The sequence below is a fragment of the Paractinoplanes ovalisporus genome (assembly GCF_016834655.1).
Taxonomy (GTDB): Bacteria; Actinomycetota; Actinomycetes; order Mycobacteriales; family Micromonosporaceae; genus Actinoplanes; species Actinoplanes ovalisporus.
Genome location: NZ_JAENHP010000010.1, coordinates 1 through 17,503 on the forward strand (window position 1 = coordinate 1; position 17,503 = coordinate 17,503).

8 protein-coding genes are annotated in these 17,503 nt (G+C 71.3%); 6 read left to right on the forward strand and 2 right to left on the reverse strand.

What is annotated here, in order from left to right; translation table 11 throughout:
• Nucleotides 1-124: 124 nt before the first annotated feature.
• Entirely contained in the window at nt 125-1,165 is a 1,041-nt protein-coding gene (locus JIG36_RS53425) for a hypothetical protein (RefSeq protein ID WP_203379309.1), read from the reverse strand.
• 216 nt (nt 1,166-1,381) lie between these two features.
• Between JIG36_RS53425 and JIG36_RS27560 the strand changes: the two genes are divergently transcribed.
• Both JIG36_RS27560 and JIG36_RS27565 read left to right on the forward strand, forming a co-directional pair.
• Entirely contained in the window at nt 1,382-2,398 is a 1,017-nt protein-coding gene (locus tag JIG36_RS27560) for a right-handed parallel beta-helix repeat-containing protein (RefSeq protein WP_203379310.1), read from the forward strand.
• Nucleotides 2,399-2,425: 27 nt separating this feature from the next.
• Nucleotides 2,426-3,379 carry a right-handed parallel beta-helix repeat-containing protein gene (locus JIG36_RS27565; protein ID WP_203379311.1) on the forward strand — a complete coding sequence of 318 codons (954 nt, stop codon included), beginning with the start codon at nt 2,426-2,428 and terminating at the stop codon, nt 3,377-3,379.
• Nucleotides 3,380-3,498: 119 nt separating this feature from the next.
• On the opposite strand, the gene JIG36_RS27570 is transcribed toward JIG36_RS27565, so the two are convergent.
• Complete coding sequence (locus tag JIG36_RS27570) at nt 3,499-4,023, reverse strand: DM13 domain-containing protein (protein ID WP_203379312.1); 525 nt, start codon at nt 4,021-4,023, stop codon at nt 3,499-3,501.
• Between the two features lie 310 nt (nt 4,024-4,333).
• On the opposite strand from JIG36_RS27570, the gene JIG36_RS27575 reads away from it, so the two are divergent.
• From JIG36_RS27575 to JIG36_RS27590, 4 genes are read left to right on the forward strand one after another with little or no spacing between them, the layout of a single operon-like run.
• Entirely contained in the window at nt 4,334-6,700 is a 2,367-nt protein-coding gene (locus JIG36_RS27575; protein WP_203379313.1) for a M64 family metallopeptidase, read from the forward strand.
• Entirely contained in the window at nt 6,697-10,110 is a 3,414-nt protein-coding gene (locus tag JIG36_RS27580; RefSeq protein ID WP_203379314.1) for a DUF6603 domain-containing protein, read from the forward strand. The genes JIG36_RS27575 and JIG36_RS27580 overlap by 4 nt, the downstream gene beginning before the upstream one ends.
• A complete protein-coding gene (locus tag JIG36_RS27585) occupies nt 10,107-13,043 on the forward strand; it encodes a hypothetical protein (protein ID WP_203379315.1) in 2,937 nt (978 codons plus the stop codon). The genes JIG36_RS27580 and JIG36_RS27585 overlap by 4 nt, the downstream gene beginning before the upstream one ends.
• Complete coding sequence (locus tag JIG36_RS27590) at nt 13,040-17,500, forward strand: IPT/TIG domain-containing protein (RefSeq protein WP_203379316.1); 4,461 nt, start codon at nt 13,040-13,042, stop codon at nt 17,498-17,500. The genes JIG36_RS27585 and JIG36_RS27590 overlap by 4 nt, the downstream gene beginning before the upstream one ends.
• Nucleotides 17,501-17,503 lie beyond the last annotated feature (3 nt).

Here is a 17,503-nt window from a genome sequence, read left to right on the forward strand (position 1 = left end):
TCGCGATACAAGCGCACGGCCCGTGCTCGCAGCTCGTCGGGGTACTTCTTCGGTGCGGCCACAGATGCTTCCTCCCCATGATCAGTCGATCATGTTTGAGAAGCTCCCGGAAACCGGGGGGAACTCAATCGACCAGGTTTGGCAAGCTCTGCCGTCGGACGGACTTGATTTGGACTTTGATGCCCACCGTGTCATAAACCTCCTGCATGGCCTGCGCCGCGGCGTCCATGGTCACGGCCGGTCCGGTATTGACCACAGCGTTGTCCCGCTCGGTGGCCGAGGTCGTATAAGAATGGTCCCGGGGATGCAGATATTGCCTCAGCAGCGGCGTTGTGCCAGCCTGCGGCCCGTCGTAGACGTGGCAGGCGATGCCTTCGTAGGTGTAGCCGGCGTTGGTCACCGCGAAGTCGCGTTCTGCTTCGGACGTGGTGTAGAAGTGGTCCTTCGATGCGGGGTGGAACAGTCGAAACAGCGGGACGGTTCCGGTTTGGGCGTCGGCGAGGACGTGGCAGGCGGTGCCTTCGTCGATGAATCCGATCGTGGCGACGGCGTTGTCTCGTTCGGCCGCTGAGGTGGTGTAGAAGTGGTCGCCCGCCTGCGGGTGCACCAAGCGGTAAAGCGGCGTTGTGCCCGCCGCCTGGTTGGCGAAGACGTGGCAGGCCGTGCCCTCGTCCGCGTAATTCTGAACCAGAATCAGATGCAGACTCACCATCGCGCCGTACCGTTTGTAGGCGCGGAGCAGCGGCGAGCGATCTGGCCCATCGCCGGCGTAGACGTGGCAGGCGATGCCTTCGTAGGTGTAGCCGGCGCTGGTCACCGCGAAGTCGCGCTCTGCTTCGGACGTGGTGTAGAAGTGGTCCTTCGATGCGGGGTGGAACAGTCGTAGCAGCGGGACGGTTCCGGTTTGGGCGTCGGCGAGGACGTGGCAGGCGGTGCCTTCGTCGATGAATCCGATCGTGGCGACGGCGTTGTCTCGTTCGGCCGCTGAGGTGGTGTAGAAGTGGTCGCCCGCCTGCGGGTGCACCAGCCGGAAGAAAGGCGTGGTCGCCGGGCTCGGGTTGGGCGTCCAGCAGGCAGTTCCCTCCTCCACGTAGCCGAACACGGCGACGGCGTTTTCGCGTTCTGCCGACGAACCGGTATATAGGTGGTCACCTGTGGGCCGCACGACCACACCGTAGTAAGAAAATGCGGCCCCTGTTTTCATTCCCATCCGGCCGTCAGCCGAAAGAGATCATGAACCGGGAGGCGGACTTCGTATCGAATGCGCGTCAGCTGGTCGTCGAGTATTCGATTGCGCAGTCGAGGTCCACGATCGTGGAACTCTCTCGATAGTGTCTTTGAATGGCCGGCCCGAGGCGGCGACAATCGTAGTATCGGCAGCATGGTTTCCAACATGGCTGCGGAACGGGACCCCGCCGGGTTGGCCTCTGTGCCCCGGCGCGACAAGTTCACCGGAGCTGTCGTCGATGTCGTCGCGCGGGGGGTCGACAACACGGGTGAGCGCTTCGTGGCGAATGGGATCAACGATTTGATACGGACCGAGCCGGCGGGAACTCTGTTCCATTTTCCGGCCGGGACGTATCGGCTCGACAAGGCGGTCGTCGCCAGTCGCACCGACACGGTTCTGGAGGGTGTCGGTGACAACACCGTCTTCCTCATCGATCTCGGAGAGGATGGTGCTGACGAGAGCTCCGGGATCCTCATCGCGGGTTCCGGATCCGAGATCGTGACTGGCGTCCAGGTCCAGCAGCTGCGCATCGACGGGGGACAGCGGCTGCAGTTCGGGGTCCTGGTCGGGCACACCGCAAGCGACGTACGGGTCGAAGGTTGCGAGATCACCCGTTGTCTTCATGCGGGCATTCGCTTGGCGGGCTTCGGAAGCCACGGCGCCACCCTGAAGCGTGTCGTCATCCAGGACAACAGGATCCACGGTATCGGCCGGCCGGGTGGGATCAGTGGACAGGGCATGGAGTTGTTCTCGAGTTCGGCGGTCGCCGTGCGGGGCAACTACATTGCCAACTGCACGGGCTGGGGAATCCGGCCGATCGGGACCAAGGAATCACAGATCGGCGAAAACACGATCGAGGGCTGCGCAATTGGCGTGAGCATCCAGCCCGACGGATCCGGCGGATTTCCTCGCAGCCCGGGTCCGGAGTCGGACTGGCGGATCACGCGCAACCTCAATATCGCCGGCAACACGTTCAAGTCGATCAGTCTTTCCTGCATTGACTTCCATGACGGCTGCGAGAACATCCTCGTCACAGGTAACCGCTTCGTCCTGAACGAAGGTTCCAGCGTCGCCGTCTCGATCGGGAAGGCCGGGGATGCGGTCGCGCCCCCGCGCGAAGGGTGGCCACTGTCCAACCTTTCGATCCGCGACAACGAGTTCACCGTCTAGCCGGGCCACGCGCCGAGGGAGTCAGGAATGAAGTCTGCATCTCAGTTGGTACCGGGCATCGACGTCGTGGCGGAATACGGCGTCGATCCCACGGGTAGGACCGACGAAACGGAACGTATCAACCGGCTGATTCGCGAGGCGGCTCCGGGCAGCGCTTTGTCGTTTCCGGAAGGCACCTTTCGCGTATCCGGCGAGATTGTCGTCGCGCGGGGCGACATCACGGTGGCCGGCAGCGGCCCCGGAACGGTCTTCGTCGCCGATGCGGCCGCGGAGACGGGGATCAGGATCCGCGGCTCCGATGCGGGGGAGATCGAGCGTGTCGTCCTTTCCCAGTTGACGATCGAGGGCCAGGGATTGCTCGAGTTTGGCATCCTGCTCGACGGCCGGACCAGCGACTCGTGGATCACCGGGACCAACGTGCGCAACTGCTGGCACGCGGGCATCCGCCTCTGGGGTGGCGCCGACCAGGGGCGCACGGTCCACGACATCCGGCTGGTCAACAACCGCATCGGGGTCATCCGAGGATCCGTTCCAGGCCAAGGGATCGAACTCATGGCCTGCCGCGGGATCACGGTGACCGGGAGCACGATCCAAACCTGCACGGCAGCTGCCATCGCCGTCTATGGCTGTCAGGACTCCGAGGTGTCCCGAAACTATGCAAGCGTTTGCGGGCTCGGAATCAGCGTGCAGGTCGACGGCTCGGGTGGACTCCCGTCGCAGCCCGGCGCGGGTGACGACTGGCGCTTTTCGCGCAACCTCGACATTCGCGACAACGAACTCCAGCATTGCGGCCGCTCGTTCGACGTGCGGGAGGGCACGGACGGAGTAAGTGTCACCGGGAACAGGGTCACGCTGGACATCAATGCGGCATCGGCGCTCAAGCTCTACAAGGCCGAATCTGGAGCCTTCGAGGGGTGGCCGATCAAGAATTTTGTCTTCGAGAGCAACACGATCACGGTGGAGCACGTCGCGCCGCACTGAGCCTCCGGTCACTACGCTGCAGGCCTGGCCGCCACCCGTGATCCCGGGGATGTCCGGGCCGCCACTACCGTGGCCACGATCTGTCAAGCGCCCGTAGGGCGTCAGGTGCGTGCCGTTGGCTACTGACGCTGGGGTTCGAGGTGGGCCGCGCCGAACGAGACTGCGAAACGCTTGCACCAGATGGTGACGCTCTCCAACTGGTCGAGGTCGGTGTCGGCCGGGATGGTGTACCGCTGACTGCCCTGGTTGCCTTTGAGGCGGCCCAGCTCGACCCAGGTTCCGTCGTCGAAGACTCGCCAGCCGGCCGTGCCGGCGCGCACCGGCTGGTCGGACAACCAGACTCGTAGGTCGGGACCGTTGGAGGTGGCGAGCTCGACCAGCTCCAGCACCCGGGAACCGTCGGGGTGCCGAACCACCCGGGCCGCGCCTTCGGTGTCGTGTTCGTGGCTGATGAACGTGCCCTGCCGGACAACGGCCGGGCCGGGAGCCGGCGCGGCGCTGGTCGTGAGCGGCACCTCGGCGAGGACCTCGTCGACCTGACGGTCGGTGACCAGTTTCCACGGCTGGAACCAGTAGAGGCCGACCCCGGCGATCAGTGCCAGCACGGTCGCGAGGACCGGGAGGCGGAGACGACGAGTTGTCATTTCTCCAGTACACCGTCGCCGGCCCGGGAAAACCCTTACCGAATGATGACGTACCAAAAACATTCCACGATGGACGGTGACATTAAATGATCATCCATAGTCGAGAGTGATGGATAGCCGACACGGGCCGTGGGCCGGGATTCGGTGCCGCATGCAGGGTGTTTGAGCAGTTCAGAGCCGGTCTTGTGGGTCTGCCTCGGCGCGGTTATCAGCCTTGACACTCGATCTGACGGCGAGAAATATGAGGCCTCGGCGGGTGGTCAAGGTGTCCCGCCCGGACGAGATCGCATCGCGTGTCTGGTGGTGAACTGTGCCGACCACATCCGTCTTCTGGCCGGAAGATTCCAACCAGGACATTCATCTGATCCCGGGTTTCACCGGGCCTCGCCTCGATCATTTGTTGTGGATCGAGCACACCGGCGGCAACAAGCGCGCCGACACTCCGCCCGCGGGGGTGACGGTCACGTTCGCGGCCAACTTTCCGCTTGGTGGGCCGGCTGTCGGTGGAGTGGCGGTCAGTGCCTCGGGCGAGGTCACCGTCACCGCTCCGCTGCCGGCGCCGCCCCGGCTTCTCGACTTCCTGGTGATCGCGACCGTGCGGGACGGGGCGGGCCCGGCCGCGCCCACCTTCACGGCATACCGCCGGTTCCACATCCACAGCTCGATCACCCGTACGTGGATGACCCCGTCGCAGCTCACGGTGCGGCAGGCCACCCGTCGCTCGCGGTTCGACCTGCTGGCCGAGTTCGACGATGGTAGCTACGGCAACCTGACCGCGTGGTGCCCGAGGGACGCCCCGGCCGCCGCCGACCGCACCTTCGTGAGGGCCAACGGGTCCAACAATCCGGCGATCGTCTGGTCGGCCGCGGCCGGTCCGGTGACCGTCGACGCCAAGACGGGGTTGCTGACCGGGACCGGCAACGCGGGCAATGTCGCCGTCAAGGCCGATCGGGTGGGTGCGCCGGCCGCGGCGGCGGCGACCGGAACGGCTCTCGCGGCGGCGCGCTGGACGACGCCAATCACCTTGACCCCGGTCGACGGCCTCGGGTTTGCGGGCCTGGCGACCAGGAAGAACATCTTGTTTCTGCCGGACGGATTCACCGCCGCGCAGCGGGACGACTTCGAGCAGCTGGTCCGGTCCGTGGTCAAGGCCCTGGGCACCAGGCAACGTACCCGCCCGTTCGATCTGCTGCGCAATGAACTGAACTACTTCATGGCCTGGGTTCCGTCCCGCGAGGACGGCATCTCCCCGGCCGAATGGGTCGAGCGGCACCACGTGGCCGGCGTCAACGCGCTCGCCACCGAGGTGGACACGGCGGTCGCGCCACCGGTCGCCGGCGCGGCGTGGCACATCGACGTGCCGCTGGTTCCCGGGGTCACCAACCGATTTCTGATAAACGAGCGCGACACCGCCTTCGCGACCCTCCTCGGCGCCCGGCCGGCCGCACAGCGGCGCACGGCCATGCGGGTGCCCAACCTTCACCCGGACCGGTTCCACGAGGACGACTTCGACGACTTCCTCAAGGCGCTCCGGAACCGGGCGAACGTCGCGGTCGGCGCGACCTGGGCCCGGGGCGGCGCCGATGAGGACCGGATCGTCGTGCTCTGCCGCTCGAACCGGCACGGCGGCGCCGCCCACTTCCGCGCCGGGTCCGGGCGCCTCATCGTGATGAACCTCGACAAGGCCGACTCCCACCAGATCGTCGACACCTTAACGGGCCTCGGCAAAGACCTGCGACCCGACCAGACCCGACGGGTCGCGACCACCACCGTCTGGACCACGGCGGCCCACGAGCTCAGCCATTCCCTGTTTCTGCGGGACGAATACGGCGGCGGCGGGCCGTTTCCGGCCGGCCGGCTGGGCGACGCGGCCAAATCGCCCAACGTGCAGCCCCGTTCCACGCTGCTCAGCGGGGTCAACCTGGACGCGAACCGGGTGAAGTGGCGCTGGCCGCGCCTGCGGAAGGCCGGAGTGCTCACCGGGCCGCCGACCGCGATGGATGGTGGCCGCTTCCGGGTGCCGCTGCAGGCCGGGCACGCGACCGCCTTCGCCATGGGCGACGTGGTGCGGTTCCGGCGGCGCCCGCTGCTCACCGATCCCGGGCCGAGCGACCGGTTCCGGGTCACCGAGGTGCCCAACGCGGCCCAGGTGATCGTCCGGCCGGTGGTTCCAGGGGCGAACCCGGGCGGGTATCCGGCCGGTTCGGCGCTCATCTGCCCGGTGCGCGCGCCCGACCCCAATCCGGGCGGCATGGTGTTCGGCGACGACCTCGAACTGATGCACGCGAGTGTGCGCGCCCGGATCAACGCGACCCGCAACCCGCTCAACGCCCGGGGCGTCGACGCGGCGGGCAACCCGCTCCCGCCCAACCGGCCGTGCGCCGGCGCCGTCGCCTTCCCGACCCCGGCCACCAACTTTCCGCTCAACACCGCACCCCAGCCGCCCCGATATTCGTCCTGGATCGTCGGGCTCTACGAGAACGGGATGCTGTACGACTGCGACGTCTACCACCCGACGGGAATCTGCCTGATGGGCCGTCTGTCCTTTGTCGACACGGTCAAACGCGACCGGGCGTACCAGTTCTGCCCGGTCTGCCGCTACGCCGTGGTCGACCTGCTCGATCCGTCCCAGCACGGCGCCATCGACGCCGACTACGCGCCGCGGTACCCGGTATGAGCGACTCCTTCCAGGCCCTTGCGCGGCATCTGGCCCTGGCCGTGGGCCCGCTGGCCCGCGACTTCCGTGACGCCGAGTCGTTCCGGCTGCTCATGTGGCGGCTCGGCTGGGACGTGCAGGGGATCCCGCCCAGTTACGCGGCGATCGCCGACGCCGCGGCCGGCCTGGTGGCGGCCGCCGACGCGCTGGCCGACGACGCGGGCGCGGAACAGGTGCTCGAGGTGGTCGCGGCCGCCGGTGAGGTCTACCGGGCCGTCGGCGCGCTCACCGTGGCGCCGACCGGGATGGACCCCGCGGCCCTGCCGTTGCTGGCCCGCAACCTGTTCGAGTATCTGCTGGCCGACTACCTCAATCTGCAGGCGCCCAAGGCCTTCAGCGTTCTCGAGCTGCTCGGCGTGATCCGGTTCGAGGCGGTCGAGGCGGCCGGGTCCCGGCCGGCTTTCCTGCGTACGCGGTTCGAATGGGAGCGGTTGCCGGCGGCCCTGTCCGATCCGGCGTCGATCCCGGCCACCGTGCTGGGCTGGGGCACCGCCGACTTCGACTTCGCCAAGGTGGCCGAACTGCTCGGCGAGCTGACCCTGGCGCTCGGCCTGCCGTCCTCGGTGGACCGGATCGGCACCGATTTCGCCGATGCCGTGCAGGGGCAGGCGACCGGCGAACCGGCGGCGCCGCTGCGGCTGGGCTTGAGCGTGCCGTTCTTCGACCTGCCGATCGGTGGCCAGTACGCCGATGTCGGCCTGCTGCTCACCGAACTGCCGGCCGAGGGGTCGGCGCGGCCCGGGCTGCTGCTGGTCCCGTTGCTGCCCGACGGTGTGGCCGTCGAGGTGGAGTTGGACAGCCGGTGGACCTTCGCGCTGCGGGCCGGCACCGACCTGGCCACCCAGCTGGGTGTGGTCGTGCGGCCGGGCGAGGTCGCCCTGCGCTACCCGTTCGCGCCCGGCCATCCGCCGCCGTCCGCGGCCTACGGCTTCAGCCTCACCTTCACCCCGGAGACACCGGCGGTGCTGCTGGGACAGCCGGACGGCATCCGGGTGGAGCTGGCCGGGGCGACCCTGTCGCTGGGGATCACCGCGCACGGCAGCACCGTCGAGGTGACGCTCGCCGCCGAACCGCACGGGCTGGCCCTGGTGCTGTCCGGGGCGGGGCTCGACAGCTTCCTCGGTCAGCTGCTGGGCGACAGCGAGACCCGGGTCGAGTTGCCCATCGGCGTGTCCTGGAACAGCCGTACCGGACTCGATTTCCGGGCCGGCGCCGGGCTTGAACTGTCCTTCGAACCCCAGCTCGACCTGGGCGTGCTGCGTTTCGACCGGATCGACCTCGGGGTGTCGTTGAAGGCCGGCGGCGGCACGGCACCGCAACTGGATCTGCGCGGTGCGGTGGCGTTGTCCGGCGCGCTCGGCCCGGTCCGATACGCGGTCGACCGGCTCGGCGTGCACCTGCCGGTGACGTTCGAGCCGGGCAACGCGGGGCCGTTCGACCTGGACTTCGGGATGCTGTGGCCGCGGGGGATCGCCCTGTCGGTCGACGCCGGCGCGGTGGTCGGCGGCGGATTCCTGTTCTTCGACCCCGAGAAGGGCCAGTACGCGGGCGGCCTGCACCTGGAGTTCGAGAAGATCACCCTGAACGCCGTCGGGCTGCTCACCACCCACCTGCCCGACGGCTCACGGGGCTGGTCGCTGCTGGTGATCGTGCAGGCGTCCGGGTTCACCCCGATCCAGCTCGGCTTCGGGTTCTCGCTCACCGGCATCGGCGGGCTGCTCGGCATCAACCGCACGGTCTCGGTCGACGTGCTGCGGGCCGGACTGCGCAACCGCACCCTCGACTCGATCCTGTTCTCGCCGGACGACCCGACCCCGCGGGCCCCGCAGATCATCAGCACACTGCAGTCGGTGTTCCCGCCGGCCACCAACCAGTACGTGTTCGGGCCGATGGCGCAGATCTCCTGGGGCGCGCCGCTGCCGCTGCTCACCATCGAGCTCGCGCTGATCCTCGAGCTGCCCGCACCGGTCCGGCTGATCCTGCTCGGCCGGGTGCGGGCCGCGCTGCCCGATCCGGACTTCGCGATCGTCGAGATCAACCTCGACGTGATCGGGGTGATCGACTTCGACCGCTCCGAGCTGTCGGTGGACGCCACGCTGTTCGACTCGCGGATCGGGCAGTTCGCGCTCAGCGGAGACATGGCGGCCCGGGTCAACTGGGGCGCCCGGCCCGAGTTCGCCCTGTCGGTGGGCGGCTTCCACCCCGCGTACAAACCGCCCCCGGGTTTTCCCGCCCTGCGCCGCCTGGCGCTCGCCCTGTCCACCGGGGACAACCCGAAGTTGCGGATGGAGCTCTACCTGGCGCTGACCGCCAACACGGTGCAGGCCGGGGCGCGCCTCGAGCTGTACGTCGGCGTCGGCGGTTTCAGCCTCGAAGGCTCGCTGGGCTTCGACGCACTCATCCAGTTCTCCCCGTTCCGGCTGCTCGCCGAGATCCGGGCCCACCTGGCGCTCAAACGGGGCAGCCGCACGCTCATGGGCCTGGACATCGAGGTCAACCTCACCGGCCCCGGCCCCTGGGTGCTGTGGGGCAAGGCCAAGTTCAAGATCTTCTTCTTCACCATCTCGCTGCCGTTCCGGGCCCGGTTCGGCCGCGACGAGGACGTGCCGGCCATCGAGCCGCAGGACGTCTGGCCGGTGCTGCGCGACAGCCTTGCCGCCGACGCGAGCTGGAGCGCCCAGTTACCCCCGGCGAGCGGCCGGCTGGTGGTGCTGCGCGACGGCGCGGGCGCCGGTGAGCTGTCGGCCCACCCGCTCGGCGTGCTGAGCGTCTCGCAGGGGCTGGTGCCGCTGCAACGCACGCTCGGGCTGTTCGGCTCGGTGCCGCCGCGCGACTTCGACCGGTTCGCCATCGTCTCGGGTCACGGGCTCGCGGTGACCGGGGCGACCACCGACTTCTTCGCGCCCGCCCAGTTCCGCCGGATGAGCGATCCGGAGAAGCTGGCCAGCCCGGCGTTCGAACGGATGGTCTCCGGCGCGCGGTTCGCCCCGGCCACGGCCATCGCCCACGGATTCGTGCAGGAGACTCCGCTCGACTACGAGCAGTCGGTGATCCTCGACGTCGACGCGCCGCCGGACGGGCGCCTCGACGAACGGTACACACCGGCCGGCGACGTCGTCGCGGCCCTGGCCGAACACGGTCCGGCCGGCACGGCGACGCTGCGGGCGCAGGGCCGGGCCAAGTTCGCGCCGGCCGAGACGGGCCCGGCTGTCGCCGATCCGGTCTATGTGGTCGTCGACCGCGACACCCTCACCCCGCAGCCCCTCGACGGGCTGGACGGCACCTGGTCGGCGGCGGCCGAGCGGCTGCGCGCGCATCCCGATCGGGACGAGCTCCAGATCGTACGGAAAGAGGAGCTGACGACCGCATGAGTGACCTCTCCGGAAGCTTCCGGTTCCTCTCGTGGACGCGTCAGGGACTGGCGGCCGCGATCCCGGTGTCGGACGACCCGGCACCGGCCGACGGAGCGGTACGTATCCCGGTGAGCGTCAGCGTGCGCAAGGGCGCCTCCGAGACCGAGGACGTCTCACGGACCCTGCGTCTCTACGGTCCCGGTGACGTGGTCGGGCTCGACGGCCGGCAGATCATCCGCCGCGAACCCCGGCCGGGCACAGGCGACTTCGAACCCAACTACTTCCCGCTCGTCGAGTTCGACAGCCCCGAAGTGCCGTGGCTGCTCAGCCCCCAGCCCGGTGGCCCGCGACTGCGACCCTGGCTGGTGCTCGTCGTCGTACGCCGCGAGGCCGGTCGCATCGCCGTCGACCCGCGCCGGCCGTTGCCCTGGCTGCGGCTGGCCCCGGGTGACGCCCGCGACGAGCTGCCCGACCTGAGCGAGTCGTGGGCCTGGGCGCACGCCCAGATCGCGGGCAGCACGCAGACGCCGGAGCAGGCCCTGGACGGCCGGTCCCCGGAGCTGACCCTGTCACGGATCATGTCTCCGCGACGGCTGCGGCCGCAGACGGCCTACCTGGCCTGTCTCGTTCCGGCCTATCGGGCCGGTGTCCAGGCGGGGCTCGGCCTCGACGTGCAGGCGGGCGCCGAACCGGCCTGGCCACCGGCCGGCGGCTGGGAGGCGCTGACCACCGACCTCGAACTGCCCGTCTACGACCACTGGGAGTTCGCCACGGCCGAGGCCGGCGACTTCGAGCTTCTCGTACGGCGGTTACGCCCGCACCCGCTGGGACCCGACAGCGGCTCGTTGCCGGTCGACATCGCCACCGCCGGCCCGGATTTCGCCAGCCTGCACCTGCCGTCGCCGACCGTGCTGCCGGTCGAGGGCGCGCTGGTCTCGCCGGTCCAGCCCGCCCGTCAATGGCCCGCCGGCGTGCAGACGCCGTTCGCCCGGCGGCTCGAAGACCTGATCGAGGTGCCCCCGGGGGTCGACACGACCGTGCTGCGCCCCCCGATCTACGGCGCCTTCCAGGCCGGCACCCCGGACCAGCTTCCCGACGCCGGCGCCGACCGGCCGTGGCTGCGCGAGCTGAACCTCGACCCGGGCTGGCGCATCGCCGCCGCCCTGGGGACCAGGGTCGTGCGGGACAACCAGGAACAGTTCGTCGCCTCGGCCTGGGACCAGGCCGGCGAGCTGGAACAGGGCAACAGTCTGCTGCGCCAGGCCCAGCTGGCCCGGACCGTCGCCGCGGCCACCCGGGACAAACACCTCGACGGCCTGCCGGCCGAGACCGCCGTCCGGCTGACCGAGCCGGTGCACAGCCGGGTGCGTCTGGCCGCCGACGGCTCCGAGGCCCAACCCACCCTGCGCCGCAGCGTGAAGGACAGCGTCTTCCCCCAGGCGGCGTTGTCCGCGCCGTTCCGCCGGGCCGTGCGCCCGGCCGGGCCGCTGGGCCGCCGGTTGCCCGGTCCCGCTCAGCAGGTCACCGCGGCCCTGTCGGCCGGGCTGGCCGAGGGGGAGCTGCGGATCCCGGTCCGGCCGGCGTCCGGCGGCGCGGATTTCGACGGGGTCGGCGCCGGGCCCCGGTTCCGTCACCTTCGCGAGCAGCTACCCCTGGCGGGCGGCTGGCAGAAGGTCGCCGCCGACGCCGACGACGGCTTCTACATCGGCGACGACCCCTACCAACCGCCGCCGGCGCCGGTCGCGGCCCGGGCGAGCGCCGAACCGGCCCGGGTCGACCCCGCGCTGCTGCCCGTCGAGGGGGAGTGGGTCGTCGACGAGGTCGGCCGGCGCGCCGATCGGCTGCGCGGCATCAACAACCGGTTCCAGGCGGCCACCGACTTCCTGCTCCAGCACCTGCCGGCCACGGTCGGCACACCGCCACCGGCCGGGCCGCGCCTTCGCCTCGCCCCGGTCGCGACCGCGCTGATCGCCCAGGGCGGCCGGCTCGAACCGGACACGACCGTTGCCCGTACGGTGGTCGGCCTGGTCCCCGCCGCACCGGCGAACCCGGCCGCCGACCCGTTGCGCCCCCGCGCCGCGACCCCACAGTTCCGCCAGCCCATGAGCGAGCAGCTGGCCGACGTCGACGGCGCCCTCATGCTGCCCGGCGCCGAGAACCTGCCGGCCGACAGCATCGGGGTGGCGGTGGGCAATCCCCGTTTCATCGAGGCGTTCATGACCGGGCTCAACCACGAACTCAGCCGGGAACTGCTCTGGCGGGGCCTCCCGGCCGACCCCGGTGCCACGTACGCCGACCGCTTCTGGGACGTACGCGGCAGCGGGCTCAACGCCGACCCGCCGTCGCAGCTACCGCCGATCGACGGCTGGACCGGGCCCTTGGGCGCCAACGCTCCCGGCACCGGCGGCCCCGGCCTGCTGGTGCTCGTCATCAAGGGCCGGCTGCTGCTGCGCTATCCGCACACGGCGGTGTACGCGGCCAAAGCCGTCCCTGGCGGCTCGACCTCTGCGGTTCCGGGGCCGCAGGAGCTCTACCCGCAGTTCCGCGGCCGGATCGAACCGGACATCACCTACCTGGGCTTCGACCTCACCCTGGACGCCGCCCGCGGAGTGGACGGCGACCTCGGCTGGTTCTTCGTCATCCAGGAACAGCCGGTGGCGCCCCGCTTCGGCCTCGACGAACCCGACGGCCCACCGGGACCGCCGGCCAGCTGGTCCGATCTGGACTGGGGCGACCTCGTCCCGGCCGGAACCGAGCTCTCCACCGTCCGCTACGCGAGCGTGGCCGGGCCGCTGGCCACGCCGCCGGTGACCCTGCCGGTGCTCGCCGGCCGGCCGCAGCCCGTGGCGACCTGGTCGGCGGACTCGGCCCAGATGGCCGCCATCACCTACCAGCGCCCGATGCGGGTCGCCGTGCACGCCCGCACCGCCCTGCCGGGAGCGACGACATGACCGTGCCCAGCCTCACCCGGATCAGCCTTCCGGCCCGGCCCGGCGAGGCACCGACCGCGCTGCCCGGCGACGAGCTCATCGCCACCGGAACCGCGTTCGGCGCGAGCCCGTCCGGCCCGGCGGCCGTTCTGGTGGGCACGGTGGCGGCCACTGTGGTCGCCTGGAGCGACCGTAGCGTCCGCTTTCTCTTCCCCGCCCTGCCCGGCCCGGTCGCCCCGGCCGAGGTCCGGGTGCGCACGTCGCAGGGCACCAGCGCCGCCGTCACGGTCGGCCGGGAAGCCCTGCCCACGTTGTCGCCCGCGCCGGTGGCCCTGCTGCCGCTCGGGTTGCAGACCCGGTTCATGGCCGACGGCCGGGAACTGTGGGTGCGGGTGCTGCCGGACACGGTGCACATCGACAGCCACGACGAGCGGCTGACCACCGAGGAGGCCGAGCTGGGCCGCCGCTACCGGGATGCCACCGGCACCGACGGTCCGACCCGCGCCGACGTGTGGCTCGACCTGACCACCCGCTTCGGCGCGCCCCGGGCCGAGTGGATCGTGCGGGTCACGCTGACCGGCACGCCGGTGATCCGCACCGAGACGTGGGCCCGGGCCGCCCGCACCCGGCTGCTGCCGCGGCGGCTGCGCGCGTTCGCCTACGACGACAACGGCGCGGTGATCGCGCAGCAGCACGGCCGGCCGATCCCGTTCGAGCTGCCGGTCGGCCCCGACCTCGGAACCAGCACCGACACCGACCCGATCACCGACCCGGGCATGAGCTGGCTGATCGACTTCGGGCAGGCGCTCTCGGTCGGCATGGCGATGAAACTGACCCTGCCCGTCCCGGCGCCGGCCCGGATCGCCCGGCTGGTCGTGGTCGGCGTCGAGACGTCGCTGACGGCGGACCAGGGGGCGGCCGAGTTCGGCACGGCGCTGGCGGCCCACCGCTACACCCGGGGCATGGGCTTCCTGCCCGACGGCACACCGACCAACGCGACCTCGGCTGCCCCGGCCGAAGCCTTCTCTCCGGTGGACCAACCGGCCCCGCCCGTCCCCGGCGGCAACGCCGACGTCGCGTCCCGGGCCCTCGGGCTGGCCGAGCGTTCGGACGAACTGTTCGGCGGCACCCCGCACGCCGACGACGGCGGCCCGGTGCGCGCGGCTCGGCGCCTGGTCAACACCGCGCTGTGGCCGGCCACGTTCGGCTACTTCCTGGAGCACCTGTTCACCTCGGTGGTGCCCGACGACGCCATCGAACCGGCCCGCCGGCACTTCGCCGACTGGGTCCGCGGCAGCGGCCCGCTGCCGGTGCTGCGCCTCGGCGAGCAGCCGTACGGCCTGCTGCCGGTGCTGCCGATGGCCCACTGGACCGCCGCCGGGGAGGAGCCGCCGGTCGCCGCGCTGGCCGGGTTCCTGCGCGACGAGCTGCTGCCGGTCTGGAAGGCCTCGGTGCCGGCCGTGCCCAGGGTCAGCGACCAGCCGCCCACCGGGCCCGGCGACCCCGACGGCACCCGCGACAACCCCCTGCTCACCGTGCTGTCGCTGCAACCGGCGGCGGTCAGCTTCCGGGGCCGCAGCGTGCTGGACCTGTCCTTCGTCGACCTGGCCTGGCGGTTCATCCGCGACCGGCTGACCGTCGACGAACTGCTCGGCCCGGCCTGGCGTGCCGAGCAGACCGCCCTGGCCCGGGCCGCGCTGGAGGCCCACGGCCTGGCCGGAGCACATCCGAACGCGGAGCGGACGGTGTTCGCGGCCAACTACTTCCCGGTGCCGTTCCCGCTGGTGCAGAGCGCGGGCGGGCGCGACGAGCCGCTGACCACCGACTGGCTCACCCTGCTGGCCACGGCGCCGTGGCGCGACCTGCGCCAGGACGCGTTCGACCTCGATGAGCGTTCCCTGCTCTACCTGCTGCTGCGGCACTCTCTGCTGGTCTCCTACCTGTTCGCGGCCGGCGACATGGCCCCGGCCGACCCGTGGCGCGGCGGCGAACCGGTGCTGTACGGCATCGACGAGATCGACGACAACCTGAACGCGCCGCGCCCGCCGATGGTCTGGGACCGGCTCACCGCCGCCTCGGTCACCGGCCGGCCCAAGGGCGACGTGCTGGACACCGCGCCGGCCGCGCCACTGGCCGATGTCCGTACGAGCGTGGCGGCGCTGGCCGGTATGCCGGTCGGGGTCCTCGAACAGGCCACGGCCGAGACCATCGACCTGTGCTCGCACCGGCTCGACGCGTGGCTGACCTCCTACGCGCAACGCCGGCTCCAGACCGTGCGGGGTGCCGCGGCCGGTGGCGGCCTGCACCTGGGCGCGTACGGCATGGTCGAGGACATCCAGCGCGGCACCGGCGGCAGCAGCGCCGGGTACGTGCACACGCCGTCGCTGTCGCACGCCACCGCCGCCGCGATCCTGGCCGGCGGCCACCGCTCCCATCCCGACGACGGCGGCACGCGCAAACCGTTCGGCATCGACCTGTCCTCGCAGCGGGTGCGGGTGGCGTTGTCGCTGGTCGAGGGGGTCCGGGCCGGTCAGCCGCTGGGCGCGCTGCTCGGCTACCGGTTCGAACGGCTGCTGCAGGAGCGGGGACTGGCCCGGTTCGTCGACGATTTCCGGGCGCTGTTCCCGTTGCCGGTCACCGGAACGGCGCCGGACGGTGGCGCCGTCGAGGCGATCGGCGCCCGCGACGTGGTCGACGCACTCGAGCTGCACCGCACGTGGGTGGCCGCCGGCCGTACGGCACCGGCCGGCTGGCCCGGCCAAGGCGCCCAGCCCGCCCTCCAAGCGGTTTTCACCGAGCTCGACGACGCGGTCGACGCGCTCGGCGACATCCTGCTCACCGAAGGGGTCTACCAGCTAGGCCGCGGTAACGCCGAGCGGGCCGCCGCGGCCCTGCGGGCGGCCGCGCAACCGTCCGGGGCGCTGCCCGACCTCGAAGCGATCGACACGCCGCACTCGGGCGCCGCGGTGACCCACCGGCTGACCGTCCTGCTGCCCGGTGAATCCGGCCCGGCGCCAGACTGGGACACCGGCGGGGATCCCCGGCTGCGGCGGCGCGCGGCGGCCGAACCCCGGCTGGACGCGATGGCGGGCCGGCTGCTGGGCGACCCGCGCCGCATCCGCTACCGGGTGCAGTACCTCGACCCCGATGACGGGCACGTGCTCGACGAGGAGGAACGCCGGCTCGACCAGCTCCGGCCGCGGCTGTGCCCGCTCGACGTGGTCCACGCGGCGGTGGCCAACCAGGAGACCGCGTTGTCCGAACTGGAACAGCGCATCGTGTACGACGCCGTGCGCACCCGGCCGCGCAACGTGCCGCTCGGCGCCATGGTCCGGGTGATCGGCGACCGCCCGGGTGACGATGACCAGATGGGCCTGCTCGAACTGGCCGAGCTGGCCCGCGCGGTCCGCGAGACCTTGACGGCGGCCCGGCCGCTCACCCCGGACGACCTGTCCCTGCCCACGGCCGTCGGCACCGCGGCGGTCGACCGGCCCGAGCTGGAGGCCCGGGCGGTGGCCGCCGAAACGGCACTGCGCGCGGCGGAGGTGGCACTGGGCTCGGCCATCGCCGCGCCGGTGAGCGAGACCCTGCGTACGGCGCTGCTGAGCGCGCTCGCGTTCGGTGTACCCGGCGCGGTGCCCATTTCGGCCTTCGGTGACACCCCGGCCGACCGGGCCGACCTGTCCACCCAGGGCAAGGTGGTGCAGGCCGAACTCCGGCGGCGGATCGACGCCCTGGACCGGCTCGCACCACCGGCGGCGACCGACCCGGCCGACCGGCTGCGGGCCGTGTTCGGGGCCGGATTTGTGGCCCTGCCCCGATACACGGCGCCCCCGACCAACGACCCGGCCCAGGTCGACGTCGGATTCCGTGCCGGTGACTCGCTGCTGGACGGTGAGCCGTTCGCGCTGACCGAGTGGCTGCAACGACTCACCCGGGTGCACGACGGGGCCCGGCGCCTCGGCGATCTGCTGCTCTACGCCGACGCGCTCGGCGGCGCCGACCCCGTACGGCTGGAGGTGGCCCAGCTTCCTGCGGTTGCGGGAGACCGGTGGCTCGGGCTGCCGTACGAGAACGGGACCGCACCCCAGGGCACCGTCTCGCTGGTGGCGTACCTGCCGCTCGGCCGGATCAACCCGAACCGTACGGTCGCCGGCCTGATGATCGAGCAGTACACCGAGGTGCTGCCGGCGCCCGCGAAGACCACCGGCCTGGCCGTGCACTACGACCAGCCCAACGCCACCCCACCCCAGGCGATCGTGCTGGCCGTGCCGCCACGCCCCGGAGCCGACTGGACGCTTGAGACCCTGCTGGCCACGGTCGGCGACACCCTCGACCTGGCCCGGGTCCGGATGGTCGACCTCGACGCGCTGCAGGAGGCCGGGCATTTCCTTCCGGCCACCTACCTGGCCTTCAACGCCAAGGGTGTCACCGCCGCCACCGATTTCCTGACCGGCCGCGGTGCCCCGCTGGCCTGACGC

Excerpts from the sequence above, each read along its gene's own strand:
- JIG36_RS27565 (WP_203379311.1), top strand. The coding sequence starts at position 2,426 with ATGAAGTCTGCATCTCAGTTGGTACCGGGCATCGACGTCGTGGCGGAA.
- JIG36_RS27560 (WP_203379310.1), top strand. The coding sequence starts at position 1,382 with ATGGTTTCCAACATGGCTGCGGAACGGGACCCCGCCGGGTTGGCCTCT.
- JIG36_RS27590 (WP_203379316.1), top strand. The coding sequence starts at position 13,040 with ATGACCGTGCCCAGCCTCACCCGGATCAGCCTTCCGGCCCGGCCCGGC.
- JIG36_RS27585 (WP_203379315.1), top strand. The coding sequence starts at position 10,107 with ATGAGTGACCTCTCCGGAAGCTTCCGGTTCCTCTCGTGGACGCGTCAG.
- JIG36_RS27580 (WP_203379314.1), top strand. The coding sequence starts at position 6,697 with ATGAGCGACTCCTTCCAGGCCCTTGCGCGGCATCTGGCCCTGGCCGTG.
- JIG36_RS27570 (WP_203379312.1), bottom strand. The coding sequence starts at position 4,023 with ATGACAACTCGTCGTCTCCGCCTCCCGGTCCTCGCGACCGTGCTGGCA.